Here is a 16,748-nt window from a genome sequence, read left to right on the forward strand (position 1 = left end):
CCCCGCGGGGGCCGCCCCCCCCCCCGCTTCCGGCTGCCCGGAAGCCCCCACCAGAGCGCCCGGAACCCCGCTCGACGGGCACTTGAGGAATCCGGCCGCCCCTCCGTGGCGCCGCTAGGGTGCGACGCATCCACCCCACCATCCCCCTGATTCGAACACACTTCCGCACCAGCAGCGCACAGTTCACCGGACCCACGGGTCCACGGGTCCACAGCCCCACGAATCCACGGGCTCACGATCCTCCGAGCCCCACTCACCCGCACGAGAGGAGAACCGCCATGCACCTCAGGGTCCTCGGCCCCCTCACCGCCGACCTCAACGGCATCTCCGTCGTCCCCACCGCCGCCAAGCAGCGCCAGATCCTCGCCCTCCTCGCGCTCTACCCGAACCGGATCCTGCCCACGGCCACCCTGATCGAGGAGATCTGGGGCGACGACCCGCCAAGACAGGCGCTCACCACGATGCAGACGTACATCCTGCAGCTGCGCCGCCGGATCACCCAGGCCCTCGGGCCGACCCCGCACGCCACCGCCAAGGACATCCTCACCACCCGGCACGGCGGCTACCAGCTCACCACCCACCCGGACAACCTGGACGTCCACACCTACAACCTGCTGACCACCCAGGGCCAGCACGCCTTCAACCACGGCCAGGACCACCAGGCCGCCACCCAGTTCCGCCAGGCCCTCGCGCTCTGGCACGGCCCGGCCCTGGTCGACGTCCGGCCCGGGCCGATCCTCACCATCGAGATCATGCGCCTGGAGGAGAGCCGGCTGATCACCCTGGAACGCCGCATCGACACCGACCTGCGGCTCGGCCGGCACAACGAGCTCATCCCCGAGCTCACCCACCTGACCCACCAGCACCCGCACCACGAGGGCCTGCACGCCCAGGCCATGGTCGCGCTCTACCGGGCCGGCCGGCAGACCAGCGCCCTGACCACCTACCACCACCTGCGGCACCGGCTGACCACCGAGCTCGGCATCCAGCCCTCGCCGCACCTCCAGCACCTCCAGCACGCGATCCTCACCCTGGACCCCACCCTCAACACGCCCACCACGGCCCACCCGACCACCTACAACCTGTACTCGGCCTGAGCCCCGTCCGGACGGCCGTCCCCGCCGACCTCTCCCAGCTCCCAGCCCTCACCCACAGGACGCGTCATGACCACCGCACCCGAGAAACCCCTCGCCCTGATCACCGGCGGTACCCGCGGCATCGGCCTCGCCATCGCCCGCGAACTCGGCAGCCGCGGCCACCGTGTCTTCATCTGCGCCCGCACCGCCCGGGACATCGACCAGGCCCTCGCCACCCTGCGCGACGAGGGCCACCAGGCCGACGGCCTCACCTGCGACGTCCGCGACCCCGTCCAGGTCGCCGAACTGATCCGGCACGCGGTGGCCGAGTACGGCCCTATCACCGTCCTGGTCAACAACGCCGGACGCACCGGCGGCGGGCCGACCGCGACCACCACCGACGACCTCTGGTACGACGTCATCGACACCAATCTGAACGCGGTCTTCCTGGTCACCCGGGAGACCCTCCGACACGGCCACATCACCAGCACCGCTCACCCGCGGATCATCAACATCGCGTCCACCGCCGGGAAGCAGGCCGTCACCCTGGGCGCCCCGTACACCGCGAGCAAGCACGCCGTGATCGGCTTCACCCGGGCGCTGGCCAAGGAGCTGGCGCCGACCGGCACCACCGTCAACGCCATCTGCCCGGGGTACGTCCAGACCCCGCACACCACCAGGATCCACCACGAGTACGCGACCGCCTACAACACCACCCCCGAGACCATCCACCAGCACTTCCAGCAGCACATCCCGCTCGGCCGCTACACCACGCCCGAGGAGGTCGCCTCGCTGGCCGGCTACCTCACCAGCCCCACCGCGGCCAGCATCACCGCCCAGGCACTGAACGTCTGCGGCGGGCTCGCCACCCAGTAACCCCGGCGCGATCCCGGCCGGCCACGGGAAGGATGAGGGCTCCGGTGCCCGCTGATCAGCCATGACGAACCGTCAGTTCTCCAGCGCACCCGTCACCTTGCTGGTGGCCGGCGCTCCCGCGCCCGAGCCCTGCCTGCCCGCCGGCCGTCCGCCCGGGCCGCTGGACGCCGGGGCGGTGCGCGCCGCGCTGGCCGGCGCCGCCCCCCGGCCCCGGCGGGCCCCCGAACGGCCCTCCCGGACACCGGAGTTCGTCCTGGTCGAGCTGCACCAGCGATACCCGCCGGAGGCGCTGCGCGCCGCGCTGCGCAGCGTCCTCGCCGACGACCCCGCCGGGCCCGCGGCGGACCTGCTCTGGCAGCGGACGGTGGACGGCCCGGACGGGCTCGACCGGGTGCTGGTGGAACTGGGGCGCAGCCTGGCCGACGGCCCCCGGCTGCGGGCCGTCCTGGTCGAGGAGGCGCGCGACGCCACCGGGGACGGCGGGCGCCACGACTCCGGGAGCGGTGCACCGGACGGCGGGCGGCGGCTGTTCGTCGGCGTCGCCCAAGGCCCGCTCGCCCGCGCCGCCGGGGTGCTGGAGGAGCTGCGCGAAGCACTGGCGCACCCGCCGGAGCCGGTCACCGTACCCACCAGCGCCCTCCAGCGGGAGCTGCTGCGCCAGGTGATCGGGGAGTCCGAGCCCGGCGGGCGGCACGTCGAGCAGCTGTCCTGGAACTGGCACGGGCCGCTGGACACCGAGCGCTTCACCGCGGCCTGGCAGTCCGTCTTCGACCACGAGACGGTGCTGCGCGCGGCCTTCGACTGGGACGAGCACGGCCCCGACGACCCCTGGATGGTGCTGCACGAGCACGCCGTCCCCGAGGTGACCAGGCACCGCCACGGCGCCGCCGAGTGGGAGGACCTGCTCGCCGCCGACCGCCGGCGCGGCTTCGACCTGCGCCGCCCCGCCCTGCTGCGCGCCACCCTCGTCGACGCGCCGCCGGACGCCGGGGAGGGGCCCGCCACCCGGGTCCTGCTCACCTACCACCACGCGATGCTGGACGGCTGGAGCGTACGGCTGCTGCTCCAGTCCTTCTACCGCGCCTACCTGACCGGCGGCGTGCTGGCCGGCGGCCAGCGCCGCCCCGACCTGCGCGACCACGCCCGCTGGCTGTCCGGCCAGAGCACCGACGCCGCACGGCAGTTCTGGTCCACCCGGCCCCCCGCCACCGCCGTCCTGCCGCTCGCCCCCGACCCGCGCCGGCGCGGCAGCGGCCGGGCCCGGCGCCGGCTCACCCCGTACGAGGCGGTCCGGCTGCGCGGCTGGGCGGCCGCCTGGGGCGCGGGCGAGAGCAGCGCCCTCCAGGCGGCCTGGGCGCTGCTGCTGTACCGCGCCGAGCAGACGGACCGGCCCCGCCGCCCGGCCCGCGCGGTGCGGGTCGGCTTCGCGGTGACCGTCTCCGGCCGGGGCATCCCGCTGGACGGCGTCGAGCGGCTGCCCGGCGCCCTGCGCAACCCGCTGCCGATCTCCGTCCGGGTGCAGCCGGGCACCACCGTGCCGCAGCTGCTCGCGGCGCTGCGCGACGGGGTGCTCGACCTCGCCGCGTACGAGTGGGTCTCCCCCGGCCAGGCCCACCGCTGGACGCCCGGCGCGCGCGGCCAGCGGCCGAACAGCCTGGTCGTCCTGGAGCACCAGCCCGCCGCGGCGCACCACCTGCGGCTGGAGACCGACCTGGCCGCGCACGGCATCCACGTGGAGAGCCCGGCCCCGGCCGGCACCCTCACCTCGTACCCGATCACGCTCGCCGCCCACTACGACGCCACCGGCGGGCTGGTCCTCACCACCACCCACGACCGTGCCCTGCTCGCCGACCGGGACGCCGCCGAACTCCTCGACCAGAGCGCCCACCTGCTGCGCAGCTTCCCCGACCTGCCGAGCGGGCTGGGCACCACCGAGGTGCTGCGCTCCACCCTGGCCGGACAGCCGGCGCCCCGGCTGGGCGAGCCGGCGGCCGGCGCCGCCGAGGGCACCGAGCCGGCCGCCCCGGCGGTGCGCCTGGACGTGCTGCGCCGGGCCGCCCACCCGGGCGCGGGCTGGGTCCTGCTGCTGCCCCCGCCCGACGCCCCGCACACCCGCTACCCCGGCGCCGCGCGCGACTGGCCCGGCCCGCAGGCCCTCGGGGTGCTGCGCCCCGCCGGGGACGACCCGCCCCCGGCCGCGTACCGCCCGGTGCTCGGCCCGCTGCTGGAGTCCCGCGCGCCGGTCGCCCTGGTCGCCCCGCCGGGGCTCGGGGCCACGGCGTGCGGGATCGCCCGGCTGGGTTCGCCGGCGCACCCGCCGCTGGTGGTGCTGCTCGACGGGGGCGGCGACCTGGCGGCGGTGGCGGGCCTGCTGGGGGGCCTGCCGCGGCTCCGCTAGGGCCACCGCGCGGCTTCGAGAGGGCCTAGGGTGGCGACCGTGGCCCGCTTCGTCCTGATCCGCCGTACGCCGCTGCCGCCCGCCGAGTGCTGGGAGCGGCTGACGGACTGGTCCCGGCACGGGGACCGGGTGCCGTTCACCCGGGTCCGCGTGGTCCGGGGCTCCGGCCGGGAGGCGGGCGACGTCGTCCTGGCCCGGACGGCCCTCGGGCCGTTCCGTTTCGACGACCCGATGGAGCTCACCGAGCTGGTCGTCCCCGGCCCCGGCCGGGACGGGCGGTGCCGGCTGGTCAAGCGCGGCCACCCGGTGCACGGCTGGGCCGAGCTGCGGGTCCGGGCGGTGGGCGGCGGCAGCGCGGCGGCCTGGACGGAGGAGCTGACGGTCGCCGGCCTGCCCCGGACGCTCGATCCGCTGCTCGATCCGGTCCTGGCGCGGTCCGGGCGCCTGGTCTTCGGCCGGGTCCTGGACCACCTGCTGGGGCCGTAGCGGCCCGGCCGCTCAGGACGGCAGGAAGCGGGCGCCCGGGCCCGGGCTGCGGTAGACGGAGTCCGGGGACAGGTGGGTGTGGCCGCCCGCGCACTCCAGCACGAGGGTGACCGGTTCGTCGCAGCCGTGCTCCTCGCCGCCGCCGTGCCGGACGACGACCGACGGGCCCTCCTCGTCGGCGAGGTACTTGTCGCCCCACTCCAGCAGGGCGATCACGGTGGGCCGCAGGTCCCTGCCCTTCTCGGTGAGGTGGTACTCGAAGCGCTGCCGGTCGCCGGGCTCCTGGTAGGGCACGCGGCGCAGCACACCCGCGGCGACGAGGCCGTCGAGCCGGGTGGACAGCAGGTTGCTGGCGATGCCGAGCCGGGTGCGGAACTCCCCGAAGCGCCTGGCGCCGTCCAGCGCCTCCCGCACGATCAGCAGCGACCAGCGTTCGCCGACCGCCGCGAGGGCGCGCCCCATCGAACAGTTCACCGGGTCGATCCGCCGCCGCTGCTCCGCCATGGGTCGATCCTAGCCCGTCCGACCCACCTGGGTTGACAATCCGTACTCAGCCCGGGCTAGGCTCCGGGCCACCTGAGTTGAGAAATTAAATCCAGGAGGCGACGGCCATGCCGATGCTCGACGTCCACATCCCCGACGGCGCCCTGCGCCCGGAGGCGGAAGCGGCCCTGCTCAACCGCATCACCGAGATCCTGATCCACCACGAGGGCTTCGACCCCGCCGACCCGGTCACCCGCTCGGTGTCCTGGCTCTTCCTCCACCGGCCCGCCGCCGTCTACGTCGGCGGCGAGCTCGCGGACGCGCCGCGCTACAAGGTCGTCCCGTCGGTGCCCGAGGGCCAGCTCGACGCCCGCAAGCGCGCGGGCGTCATCGCCGACGTCACCGAGGCGATCCTGGACGCCGAGGACGGCGCCTGGCCGCGCGACCCCGGCCGGATCTGGGTGTTCCCCACCGAGATCCCCGAGGGCCACTGGGGCGGCTTCGGCAAGGTCAGGCCGCTCGCCGCGATCCTCGCCCGGCTCACCGGCAACGACCGCGCCCGGGCCCGCGACCTCGCCGCGCGCCGGATCGCCGAGAGCCGCGCCGAGCACGCCCGGCTGCCGTAGGCGACCGACGCCGGGCCCCCGGTCAGCCTCCGTCGCGGCGGCCGCGCCGCGGGTCGGCGGAGGCCCGACGCCAGTCCAGGTACTGCTGGCGGACGTACGAGCGCGCGTCGTCGTCGGTGGCGGCGGTGACGCCGTCGTGCTCGCACAGGTAGCCGGCCGAGATCCGCGCCCACGCCACCTGCTCGCGGTCCGCGTCGCCGCCCGCCAGCGCGATCCGGTCGGCCTGGGCGGCGGCGCGCAGCAGGTGGGCGCGCCGCTTGCGGGGCGGGCTCTTGGCGGTGTTCCGGCCGGCCGCCAGGTACGCCTCCTCCTCCGCGATGCCCGGGGCGGCCGCGTACGCCTCCGCCGCCGTTGGCACCGGCCCGGCCGGCACGCTCCGCACCGCCGGGGGCGGCGTCGGCGGCAGCCCGCGGGTGTGGAGCACGTCGTCGGCGAACTCCGGCCGGTCGACGGGCAGCCCGTGCCGGCCGAAGAGGGCGAACAGCTCGGCCAGGGCGCGCGGTTCGAGGCCGCGCGGCCGGTCGTCGTCGGTGACGTCGAACCGGCCGAGCAGCGGGCCCCAGAACCGGCCCGGCGGGTCCACCAGGCGCAGCCGGAGGGTGACCCGGTGGACGCTGGTCTCCTCCTCCTCGTCGAACTCCATGGCCAGGCCGCGGATCTCCGACCAGGCGTAGCGGCGCGGGACCAGCAGCCGGACCACGGTGAGGCCGTCCGCCTCCTCCCGCAGCCAGAAGGTGTGCGGCACTCCGACGGCCACCGCGCCGGCCACCAGGGCGCCGACGAGCACGGCCGTCCCCGGGTCGGCCAGACCGGACTCCCCCAGCACGATCACCGTCACCAGGGCCAGCAGGCAGCCGACGCCGATGATGTCCACCCGCCGCCGCATGTACGACAGCCGTACCGTCCGCATCCCGCCCCCTGGTGTCCCCTGCGTGTGGGCTCCACGCTCCCGGCAGCGGCCGGGCCCGGGCAAGCACCGGCGGGCAGCTGTGACGGCCCCGTGACGAACCCGGCCCACCACGCTCCGGACAGCGCTACCGCCCGCGCAGCCGCCGGACGAGGTCGCGGGCGGCCTCGGGCCAGCTCGGGTGGTCGAAGGTGAAGCCCGCGTCGAGCAGCCGGGTCGGGACGACGCGGCGGCTCTTCAGCAGCAGTTCGGTGTCGGAGCGCAGCGCGAAGGCGCCCAGTTCGGCCATCCAGCGGGTGGCGGGCAGGGCCAGTGGCATGCCCCAGGCGGTGCGCAGCTCGCGCATGAACGCGCGTTGCGGCAGCGGGTTCGGGGCGGCGAGGTTGACCGGGCCGGTGAGGTCCTCGCGGGCGATCAGGAACTCGACGGCGCGGGCGAAGTCGCGCTCGTGGATCCAGGAGACGTACTGGGAGCCGCCCGCGACGGGGCCGCCGGCGCCGAGCCGGGCCAGCCAGGAGAGCGCGTCGAGGGATCCGCCGCGCTCGGGGCCGAGGACGGCGGCGGTGCGCAGAGAGACCCGGCGGGTGTGCGGGGTGTCGGCCTCCGCCTGGGCACGCTCCCAGGCCCGGGCGACGTCGATGCTGTGCCGCCAGGCGGCCGGGGCGTCGGGCTCGCTGCCGCCGATCAGGCCGTCCAGCTCGCCGTTGGGGGCGTCGTGGCGGTGGGCGTAGACGGTGGCGGTACTCATCTGGAGCCAGTGCGCGGGCGGGCGGCGGGCGGCCGCGACGGCCTCGCCGACGATCCGGGTCGACTGCACCCGCGAGTCCATCATCTCCTGCCGGTTCGCCTCGGTGGAGCGGCAGTTGACGCTGCGCCCGGCGAGGTTGAGCACGACGTCGGCCCCGTCGACCTCGGCCGCCCAGGCGCCGAGGGTCCGTCCGTCCCAGCCGACCTGCCGGGGCCCGGCGGGCCTGCGGCTCAGCACCACGACCTGGTGTCCGGCGGCGGTCAGGCTCCGGTCGAGCAGCGCCCCGAGTGCCCCCGATCCGCCGGGAATGACGACCTTCATGGCTTCCCCCTCCTGCCCCCGGTTCCTGGGAGCCCAGCCTAGCCCAAACTTCTGAACGCGTTCAATTACACCGTCCGCGCCACCGCCGGACGACTGAAACCACGGTGAAACCGCGCTGAAGGCGGGCCCCGGCAAGCTCCGGGGCATCGAAAGCCGCACAGCCGTGTGACGAAGGAGAGACCCGCCATGACCACCACCCCCGTCCGGCTCACCCCCGAGGACGTCGAGAACCCCGTCGGCGCCTACGCCCGCTTCCGCGAGCAGACCGGGCTGCCCCGGGTCGTCCTGCCCGGCCTGGACACCCCGGTCCGACTGGTCACCCGCTACGCCGACGTGAAGGCCGCGCTCACCGAGCCCCGGCTGGTCCGGGACCGGGCGGGGCTCGCCGCTCCGGCCGACGCCGGATCCGACCCGCAGGACGAACTGCTGGCCGCCGCCTTCGACAGCTTCCCCGCCGAGTACGCCGGCTACCTCTCCGGCCACCTGGCGCTGTTCGACGGCGAGGAGCACGCCCGCCGCCGCGCGCCCCTGACCCGCGCCTTCACCGCCCGCCGGATCGCCGCCCTGCGCGGCTTCGTCGAGCGCACCGCCGCCGAGCTGCTGGCCGACCTCGCCGCCCGGGACGAACCGGCCGACCTGCTGGGCGAGTTCGCCTACCCGCTGACCACCCAGGTGATCTGCGAGCTGGTCGGCGTCGAAGAGGCCGACCGGCCCCGGGTCTGCGGCTGGATCCGCGACTTCGCGTACGGCGACGGCAGCCGCACGGTCGAGGGCCTGGTCGGCATCGTCGACCACGTCAAGGAGCTGATCGCGCGCCGCCGCGCCGAACCCACCGGGGACCTCGTCTCCACCCTGGCCCACGACACCCGCGACGGCGAGCAGCCGCTGGACGAGGACGACCTGGTCGCGGCCGTCTTCCTGCTGATCAACACCGGCATCACCCCGCCCGCGCTGTTCCTCGCCCACGGCCTGCTCTCCCTGTTCGACCACCCCGACCAGCTGGCCCGGCTGCGCGCCGAGCCGCAGCTGCTGGAGCGGGCCGTGCCCGAACTGCTGCGGTACGTCACCCTGGTGCGGATCGGCGCCACCCTGTACGCCGCCGAGGACTTCACCTTCGCCGGGACGGCGCTGCGCACCGGCGACCCGGTCACCGTCGCCCTGCTGGCCGCCGACCACGACCCGAGGGAGTACGGCGAGGCGCCCGAACGCCTCGACATCGCCCGGGAGTTCGGGCGCGGCGACGGCCACCTGGCGTTCGGCCACGGCGCGCACTACTGCCTGGGCGCGGCCCTCGGCCGGCTGGTCACCTCGGTGGTGCTGGACCAGGTGCTGATCCGGCGGCCGGAGGCGGCGCTCGGGGTCGCGCGGGACGGGCTGGAGTTCGGCCACTGGCCGGCCGACGGCTTCCACCTGCTGCGGCTGCCGGTGCGGCTCTGAGCGGGCGCCGGCGTGCCGGGGCCCGCTCTGGGTTCCGCGCTCAGCCGCCCACCAGCCGGCGCGCCTCGGCCGCCAGGGTGGACCGGTCAGGCGCCGCGTACGCGGCCACCGCCCGGCGGTACTCCGCCGGGTCGGCCCGCTCCGCGTCCGCCCGGGCCGCCGCCGAGCCCATGGTCGGCTGGAAGGTACGCAGGCAGCGGAACCGCTCGGCCAGCACGACCAGCCGTACGCCCGTCCGGGTCCGCTCGGGATCGCCCTCCCGGCCGCCCCGGTCCAGCGCCACCAGGCCGAGCGCGAGCAGCAGCGCCCCCGCGAGCGGGCCCTCCACCAACGCGGCCGGCCGGCCCAGCAGTTCGACCAGCCACTCCGGGAGGGAAGCCGCCAGGGCGGCCACCCGCTCCGACTCGCCGTACCGGGCGTGCGCGGCCACGCAGGCCGCCATCGGCTCCAGCGCCCAGGACGGCTCGGCGGGCGGCTCCACGGCCCTGGCGAGCAGCTCGGCGGAGCGCCGCCACAGCGCCAGACCGGCGTCCACCTCACCCCGGGCGAGGGCCAGTTCGGCCCGCACGCCCAGCTCGGGGGCGGGCAGCTCGGCGGCCTCCGCGGGCTGGTGCCGCACCGCTAGCTCCAGCCAGTGCTCGGCGCCGTCCGGGTCCCCGGCCTGCAAGCTACCGATCACCATGCCCCAGCGCAGGCCCAGCATGTCGTTCCAGTCGCCGAGCCGGTCCAGCTCCGCCATCGCCGCGCCCAGCAGCGGCAGGGCCTCGGCGCCCCGCTCCCCCTGCAGATGCAGCTCGCCGAGCCGGGCGAGCGCCAGCACCCGCAGCCAGGGCACCGGCAGCGTCTCGAAGGCCGCCAGCGTCCGCCGCGCCGAGGCGGTCGCCCGCTCCATCTCCTGCGCGGCCTCCCAGCGGTAGCCGGCCACCGCCTCGGCCACACCTGCGAGCAGCGGTTCGGGGGCGGCGCACAGGGCCGCCAACAGCCCGCCGCCCGGGTCGCCGTCCGGGTCGCCGTCCGCGGCTCCGCCGTTCGGGCCGAGCACCTCGGGGACGGCCGCCATCACGGTGGCGATGGCCCTCACCGGGGTGTCCGGCGCGGCCGGGGGCAGCCGCCGCAGGGCGGCGAGCAGCCGCAGCGCGCCGGTGCCGGTGCCGAGCCCGCCGCCCGCGGCGAGCAGGGTGTTGACGGTGCTCAGGGCGGCGAGGGTGCGCACCGGCTCCAGCAGGTCGGGCCCGGGCCGCAGCCGGGAGACCGGGCCGCCGGTGTCCTCGGCGAGGGCGAGCAGCCGGACGTAGTTGCCCTCGGTGGTCCACAGCCCGGCGAGGACGGCGGCGGTCGCGGCGACGGCGGGCCCGTCCCCGGCGGCGAGGGCCAGCCGCAGCGCCCGGACCAGGTTGTCCTGCTCGGCGCGGACCAGCCGCCACTCCGGTACGGCCGCCGGGCCGAACGGGCCGTCGTGGTGGTCGATGCCGAACTCCCGCGCCCAGAGCAGGAACCGGGCGGTGACGGCCTCGTCCTCCGCCGCCTTCGTCCGCTCGGCCGCGCCGAACTCGCGGACCGTCTCCAGCATCCGGAACCGTCCCCCGCTCGGGGTGTCGGTCAGGCGCAGCAGCGACTGGTCGACCAGGTCCTCCAGGACGGTCAGGACGTCGGGTTCGTCGAGCAGTCGCCCGGCGGCGCGGGCGGTGAAGCCGCCGGGGAAGACGGAGAGCGCGCGCAGGGCGGCCCGGCCCGGCGGGTCCAGCAGGTTCCAGCTCCAGTCGACCACGGCCTGCAGGGTGCGGTGGCGCTGCGGCGCGTCCCGGGGCCCGCCGCGCAGCAGGGCGAAGCGGTCGGCCAGCCGGTCGGCGATCTCGGGCACCGCCAGCACCCGCACCCGGGCCGCCGCCAGCTCCAGGGCCAACGGGAGCCCGTCCAGCCGGGCGCACAGCGCGGCGACCGGGCCGGCCGGCAGCTCGACGTCCGGTCGGGCCGCCCGGGCCCGCTGGGTGAACAGCTCGACGGCGGACGCCCCGTCCAACTCCGGGAGCAGGTACACCGATTCGGCGGAGATCCCGAGCGGGGTGCGGCTGGTGGTGAGCACCCGCAGGTCAGGGCGGGCGGCCACCAGCGCGTGCACCAGATCGGCGACACCGCGCACCACCTGCTCGCAGTTGTCCAGTACCAGCAGCACCGGCCCGGCGGCGAGCGCACCGGCGATCCCCGCCCGGTCGCCCGCGCCGAGGGCGGCGGCCACCGCCCCGGCCACGTCCTGGTCGGCCGCCACTCCGGCCAGCGGCACCAGGTGCACCACCCGCTGCGCCGCCCCGCGCGCCACGGCGGCGGCCACCCGGGTCTTGCCGAGCCCGCCGGGGCCGACCACCGACACCACCCGGGCGGTGCCGAGCAGTTCCGCCACGGCGGCGAGATCGGCCTCCCGGCCGACCAGCGGGTTCGGCTCGTGCGGCACCCCGCGCCGCACCGGAGCCGCCGCACCGCGCAGCAACTCCTGGTGCAGTGCGCGCAGTTCGGGCCCCGGGTCGGCGCCCAGAGCGTCCCGCAGGCCGCGGCGGTAGCGGTCGTACCGGCCGAGCGCGGCCGCCGCCCCGGCCGTCCCGGCCTCGCAGCGCAGCAGCTCCAGCAGCACCTCCTCGTCGCGCGGCTGCCCGGCGGCCTCCCCGGCGAGCGCTTCGACGGCCGCCGCGTGCCGCCCGGTGCGCGCCAGCGCGAGCGCCCGGGCCCGCCGCAACACCCGGTGGGTGCGGGCCCGTTCGGCGCGCAGCGCGGACACCGGGTCCATCCCCTCGGGCTCCGCGGGCGCGGTGTCCCCGTCCCAGAGCTCCAGCCCCGCCTCGGCCTCGGCGAGCACCCCGGCATGGTCCCCGGCCCGGGCCTTCTCGGCGCAGGCCGCGGCGTGCAGCAGCACCGCCGAGGCGTCCACCCGTTCCTCCCCGAGCCCCAGCCGGTACCCGGTCGGCGTGCTGGCGATCAGCTCCGCCCCGAACTTCGCCCGGGCCCGCGACACCAGCACCTGCAGCGCCTTCTCCGGCCGCTCGGGCCGCTCCTCCGGCCACAGCCCGTCCACCAGCCGCCCCCGGCCGCACCCGGCCCGCACCTCCCCGGCCAGCAGGGCAAGCAGCCCTCGCAGCCCGGGCGCGGTGACCTCCTCACCCCGGCAGGAGACCGTGGACAGCACGCGCAGCTCGATCGTCACCGCGCCAGGGTAGCGATCACCGGACCGTACGTCCGTTCTGATCCCCGGTCAGCGGACGTGGACCTTGCCCCTCGTCCCTTGTCCCGGAAGGCGGCAGCGCCTACCCTCCCGATATATCGATCCGATACATCGAACCGATAGCTCGCGCCCCCGGGGCCGGTCGACCCCGGGCGGACGCCCGCGCGCTGTGCACCCGGCACAACCCGCCGACCACGAGGAGCCACGATGACGGGGACCGACCACAGCACCGAGCACCACCGGGACGACACCCGCGGCCACGCGCCCACCGGACAGGTGCCGGCGCAGGACGAACGACGGCTGCACAGCTCGTCGTTCGGCCGGGCGGCGGTCGCCTACGCCGAGCACCGCCCGGACTACGCGCACGCCGCCGTGCACTGGGCGCTCGAAGCAGCGCCCGGCCCACGGGTGCTCGACCTCGGCGCCGGAACGGGCAAGCTCACCGCCACGCTGGTCGCACTGGGCCACCAGGTCGTCGCGGTCGAACCCGACCCGGCGATGCTGGCCGAACTGCGCGGCACACTGCCGGACGTCCGCGCGCTGGAGGGGAGCGCCGAGGCGATCCCGCTGCCGGACGGGTCGGTCGACGCCGTGGTGTCCGGCAACGCCATGCACTGGTTCGACATGGCCGCCGCGGGCCCCGAGATCGCCAGGGTCCTCGCGCCCGGCGGAGTCCTGGCCGGCCTGTGGAACGTCTTCGACGACGGCGTCGACTGGGTGGCCGGCCTCGCCGAGGTCACCGGCCCCGCCGCCATCGGCCCGCGCGACGTGCCCGGCAGCTGGCGCACCGAGACGGCCCGGATGCACCTGCCCGCGTCGGGCGGCGCCGACGCCTGGTTCGACTCACCGGAACAGGCGGAGTTCCCCCACGGCCAGCGGCGTACCGCCGACTCCCTCGTCGCGACCCTCGCCACCAAGGCCGGCGTCCTGGTCATGCCCGAGCAGGAACGCGACGCCCTCCTGGCAGCGACCCGCACCTACCTCGCCGCCCGACCGGAGACCGGCGACGGCGAGTTCACCCTCCCGATGCTGACCAGCGTCCTGCGCGTCCGCCGGATGTGACGCCCGTCCGACGCCCGCCGCCCGGGGCCCGGGGCCCCTACAGCGTCCCGGCATCCGGCCGGTTCGACCGCCGTGCGGCTGGTCGCGGGCTGGTGGAGAGCCGTTCAATCGGCGCGGAGGGCGCGTTCCGTGATGTTGCGGGCCATGCCTCCGAAGACGGCGCTGTGGAACGGGGCGATGGCCCACCAGTAGGCGTGTCCGGCCAGGCCGTGCGGGTGGAACAGGGCCCGCTGCCGGTAGCGCGCCCCGCGCTCGCCCTCGGGTGTGACGGAGAGTTCGAGCCAGGCAAGCCCGGGCAGGCGCATCTCGGCCCTCAGGCGGAGCAGCCGACCGGGTTCGATCTCCTCCACCCGCCAGAAGTCGAGGGAGTCCCCGACCCGCAACCGGGCCGGGTCACGGCGGCCCCGGCGCAGTCCGACGCCGCCGACCGCGCGGTCGAGCCAGCCGCGCAGGGCCCAGGCGAGGGGGAAGGAGTACCAGCCGTTGTCACCGCCGATGCCTTCGATGACCCGCCAGACGGCGGTGACCGACGCGGTGACGGTGCGTTCCCGGATGTCCTGGTAGAGGCTGCCGCCCGCCCAGTCGGGGTCCGTGGGCAGGGGGTCGCTCGGGGCGCCGGGCAGGGAGGCGGAGGACCAGCGGGTGGCGACGTCGGCGTCCTTGATGCGGCGCAGGGCGAGCGTGACGGCCTGGTCGAAGCCGGTCAGCCCGTTCGGCGGGTCCGGGATCCACTCGGCGATGTCGTGCTCGCCGCAGACGACTTCGTGGCGCAGGGACTCGACCAGGGGGCGGGCGATGGAGTTCGGCACCGGGGTCACCAGGCCGACCCAGTGGCTGGAGAGGCGGGGGGTGAGGACGGGCACGGGGACGATGAGGCGGCGGCGCAGTCCGGCCGCGCGGGCGTAGCGCCGCATCATCTGCTGGTAGTCGAGGACGTCGGGGCCGCCGATGTCGAAGGTGCGGTTCACCTCGGGTGGCAGGTCGGCGGCGGCGGCGAGGTAGCCCAGGACGTCGCGGACGGCGATGGGCTGGATACGGGTCGACACCCAGCGAGGGGTGACCATCGCGGGCAGGCGTTCGGTGAGGTAGCGGAGCATTTCGAAGGAGGCGCTGCCGGAGCCGATGATCACGGCGGCGCGCAGCTCGGCGGTCGGGACGCCGCTGGAGCGCAGGATGCGTCCGACCTCGGCGCGGGACCTCAGGTGGGGTGACAGGTCCGCTTCCGGCACCGCGGTGGGCACGAGGCCGCCGAGGTAGACGATCCGGGTGACGCCGGCGGCCGCGGCGGCGGCCCCGAAGGCTCGCGCGGCTTCCCGGTCGGTGGTCTCGAAGGAGGGTCCGGTGCCGAGGGAGTGGACGAGGTAGTAGGCGGCGTCGACGCCGGCGAGGGCCCCCGGGAGGGTTTCGGGCCGGGTCACGTCGCCGGGGACGACGTCGACGTCGGCCCGCCACGGCTGGTCCCGCAGCCGGTCGGGGTCGCGCACCAGGCAGCGGACGGAGTGCCCGCGCGCGAGCAGTTCGGGCACCAGACGGCCGCCGATGTAGCCGCTCGCGCCGGTCACCAGGCAGCGCTTCGAGTCGGGTCGCAAGGCGTTCATCTCGGCTCCTCGTCCGACGTCAAGGGTGTCGACTCCGGCCGGTGCCCGGACCGACGGGACCAGGATCCCGCCTTGCTTCCGGAGCCCGCGACCGGGTGGACCGGCGGGCCCGGCGGCCGGTCCTGGCGTTCGCCCGCGCCGAGGACCGGCCGGCCGTGCTGGAACCGGGCCGTGAGGTCCTCGGGCGCGACGATCGGGGGCGGGTAGTCTCCGTCGAGGAGCCAGGGGCGGTGGATGGACGGCCCGGGCAGGTGGGCCAGTTCGGGCACCCATCGGCGTACGTAGTCGCCCGTGGGGTCGTAGCGGTCGGCCTGGCGCAGCGGGTTGAGCACCCGGTTGGGGCGGGTGTCGGTGCCGGTGCCCGCGACCCACTGCCAGTTGAGCTGGTTGACGGCGATGTCGCCGTCGACGAGCAGGGAGAGGAAGTGGGCCGCGCCGATCCGCCAGTCGAGGTAGAGCGACTTGGTGAGGAAGCTTGCCGTCAGCAGGCGGGCCCGGTTGTGCATCCAGCCCTCTTCGGCGAGCTGGCGCATCCCGGCGTCGATGATCGGGTAGCCGGTGCGGCCCTGCCGCCAGGCTTCGGCCTCGCGCTCGTCGTGGTACCAGTGGTCGTCCCGGGCGCGGTAGTCGCGGTGGGCGGCGTCGGGGCGGGCGGCGAGGACCTGGTGGTGGAAGTCGCGCCAGGCGAGCTGCCGGACGAAGGCCTCCGCTCCGGGCCCGCCGCGCTGGAGCGCGCCTGCCGTGAGCTCGGTGGCCGACAGGCAGCCGAAGTGCAGGTACGGGGAGAGCCGGGAGGTGCCGTCGGCCGCCAGATCGTCATGGACGTCGGCGTACGCGTCGACGTCCCAGCGACGCCGGAGTTCCCGGCCCGCTCTCTCGCCACCGTGCGGCAGGGAGGGCGAGAGCGGGCCCCTGAACACGAGGTTCTCGCTGCCGATGCCGTCCGGCGTGCGGATCACCCGGGGCGCGGCCAGGACGCCGCGGTGGGGGGCCTGCCGCCAGGCGCGGTGGTACGGGGTGAAGACCGCGTAGTGGCTCCGGCCGGCCGGGGTGATCCGGCCCGCCGGGACGACCGTCAGCGAGGCGTCGTGGACGTGCAGGCGGTCGCCGAAGACCTCGCGCAGCCGTTCCTCCCGCCGGTGCGCGAAGGCGCTGACGCCCGCGGCGACGTGGACCGTCCCGGCGCCGGCTTCGGCGGCCACCTTGGCGGTCTGCTCGGCGGTCGCACCCCGGCGCACGACCAGCCGGGAGCCGGCCCGGCGCAGCGAGGCGTCCAGGTCGGCGAGGCAGTCGGCCAGGAACGCCAGCCGGTTGGGCGCGGCGAACCCGGCGGCCTCGACGGCGGGATCGAGGACGAACAGCGGCACGACCTGGTCGGCCGCGGTGTGGGCGGCGTGCAGGACCGGGTTGTCGTGCAGCCGCAGGTCCTGGGTGAACAGGGCGATGGAGACGGTCACGGGCGGTGCCTCGCAGGAGTGCGGTCGGGGTGGTCGGGTGTCGGCGCGTGGCAGGGGCGCGA

13 protein-coding genes are annotated in these 16,748 nt (G+C 76.2%); 7 read left to right on the top strand and 6 right to left on the bottom strand.

From position 1 onward, the window contains the following. Positions 1 to 278 precede the first annotated feature (278 nt). The 4 genes from ACFVU7_RS38300 (at position 279) to ACFVU7_RS38315 (ending at position 4,836) form a co-directional block, all read left to right on the top strand. On the top strand, positions 279 to 1,097 hold the full coding sequence (locus ACFVU7_RS38300) for an AfsR/SARP family transcriptional regulator (RefSeq protein WP_049653285.1): 819 nt from the start codon (positions 279 to 281) through the stop codon (positions 1,095 to 1,097). A gap of 66 nt (positions 1,098 to 1,163) precedes the next feature. Continuing rightward, the gene (locus ACFVU7_RS38305) at positions 1,164 to 1,952 is read left to right on the top strand and encodes an SDR family NAD(P)-dependent oxidoreductase (RefSeq protein ID WP_387828422.1); all 789 of its coding nucleotides are present in this window, start codon (positions 1,164 to 1,166) and stop codon (positions 1,950 to 1,952) included. 61 nt (positions 1,953 to 2,013) lie between these two features. Further along, positions 2,014 to 4,350, top strand: coding sequence for a condensation domain-containing protein (locus ACFVU7_RS38310; protein ID WP_388050510.1), 2,337 nt, complete (start codon positions 2,014 to 2,016; stop codon positions 4,348 to 4,350). A gap of 39 nt (positions 4,351 to 4,389) precedes the next feature. Continuing rightward, positions 4,390 to 4,836 (top strand): SRPBCC family protein, encoded by a 447-nt coding sequence (locus ACFVU7_RS38315; protein WP_388050513.1) that lies wholly within the window; start codon positions 4,390 to 4,392, stop codon positions 4,834 to 4,836. Between the two features lie 12 nt (positions 4,837 to 4,848). On the opposite strand, the gene ACFVU7_RS38320 is transcribed toward ACFVU7_RS38315, so the two are convergent. Further along, entirely contained in the window at positions 4,849 to 5,340 is a 492-nt protein-coding gene (locus ACFVU7_RS38320) for a winged helix-turn-helix transcriptional regulator (protein WP_388050516.1), read from the bottom strand. A 107-nt stretch (positions 5,341 to 5,447) separates the two neighbouring features. On the opposite strand from ACFVU7_RS38320, the gene ACFVU7_RS38325 reads away from it, so the two are divergent. Further along, a complete protein-coding gene (locus ACFVU7_RS38325; RefSeq protein ID WP_049658900.1) occupies positions 5,448 to 5,945 on the top strand; it encodes a hypothetical protein in 498 nt (165 codons plus the stop codon). 22 nt (positions 5,946 to 5,967) lie between these two features. On the opposite strand, the gene ACFVU7_RS38330 is transcribed toward ACFVU7_RS38325, so the two are convergent. Both ACFVU7_RS38330 and ACFVU7_RS38335 read right to left on the bottom strand, forming a co-directional pair. Next, positions 5,968 to 6,855, bottom strand: coding sequence for a hypothetical protein (locus ACFVU7_RS38330; RefSeq protein ID WP_388050519.1), 888 nt, complete (start codon positions 6,853 to 6,855; stop codon positions 5,968 to 5,970). 124 nt (positions 6,856 to 6,979) lie between these two features. Continuing rightward, the gene (locus ACFVU7_RS38335; RefSeq protein WP_388050522.1) at positions 6,980 to 7,921 is read right to left on the bottom strand and encodes a TIGR01777 family oxidoreductase; all 942 of its coding nucleotides are present in this window, start codon (positions 7,919 to 7,921) and stop codon (positions 6,980 to 6,982) included. A 186-nt stretch (positions 7,922 to 8,107) separates the two neighbouring features. On the opposite strand from ACFVU7_RS38335, the gene ACFVU7_RS38340 reads away from it, so the two are divergent. Then, positions 8,108 to 9,358: a cytochrome P450 gene (locus ACFVU7_RS38340; RefSeq protein WP_388050525.1), complete on the top strand. Its 1,251-nt coding sequence runs from the start codon at positions 8,108 to 8,110 to the stop codon at positions 9,356 to 9,358. A 40-nt stretch (positions 9,359 to 9,398) separates the two neighbouring features. Here ACFVU7_RS38340 and ACFVU7_RS38345 read toward each other — a convergent pair whose 3' ends face one another. Continuing rightward, entirely contained in the window at positions 9,399 to 12,551 is a 3,153-nt protein-coding gene (locus ACFVU7_RS38345) for an ATP-binding protein (RefSeq protein WP_388050528.1), read from the bottom strand. Positions 12,552 to 12,776: 225 nt separating this feature from the next. On the opposite strand from ACFVU7_RS38345, the gene ACFVU7_RS38350 reads away from it, so the two are divergent. Beyond that, the gene (locus ACFVU7_RS38350; RefSeq protein WP_388050531.1) at positions 12,777 to 13,631 is read left to right on the top strand and encodes a class I SAM-dependent methyltransferase; all 855 of its coding nucleotides are present in this window, start codon (positions 12,777 to 12,779) and stop codon (positions 13,629 to 13,631) included. A gap of 104 nt (positions 13,632 to 13,735) precedes the next feature. Here the strand turns inward: ACFVU7_RS38350 and ACFVU7_RS38355 are convergent, their stop codons facing one another. Both ACFVU7_RS38355 and ACFVU7_RS38360 read right to left on the bottom strand, forming a co-directional pair. Then, positions 13,736 to 15,229: an SDR family oxidoreductase gene (locus ACFVU7_RS38355; protein ID WP_388050534.1), complete on the bottom strand. Its 1,494-nt coding sequence runs from the start codon at positions 15,227 to 15,229 to the stop codon at positions 13,736 to 13,738. Next, on the bottom strand, positions 15,226 to 16,686 hold the full coding sequence (locus ACFVU7_RS38360) for a cryptochrome/photolyase family protein (protein ID WP_388050537.1): 1,461 nt from the start codon (positions 16,684 to 16,686) through the stop codon (positions 15,226 to 15,228). Before ACFVU7_RS38360 ends, ACFVU7_RS38355 begins: the two co-directional genes overlap by 4 nt. Positions 16,687 to 16,748: the final 62 nt, after the last annotated feature.

Source organism: Kitasatospora sp. NPDC058046, from assembly GCF_042885595.1.
GTDB lineage: Bacteria > Actinomycetota > Actinomycetes > Streptomycetales > Streptomycetaceae > Kitasatospora.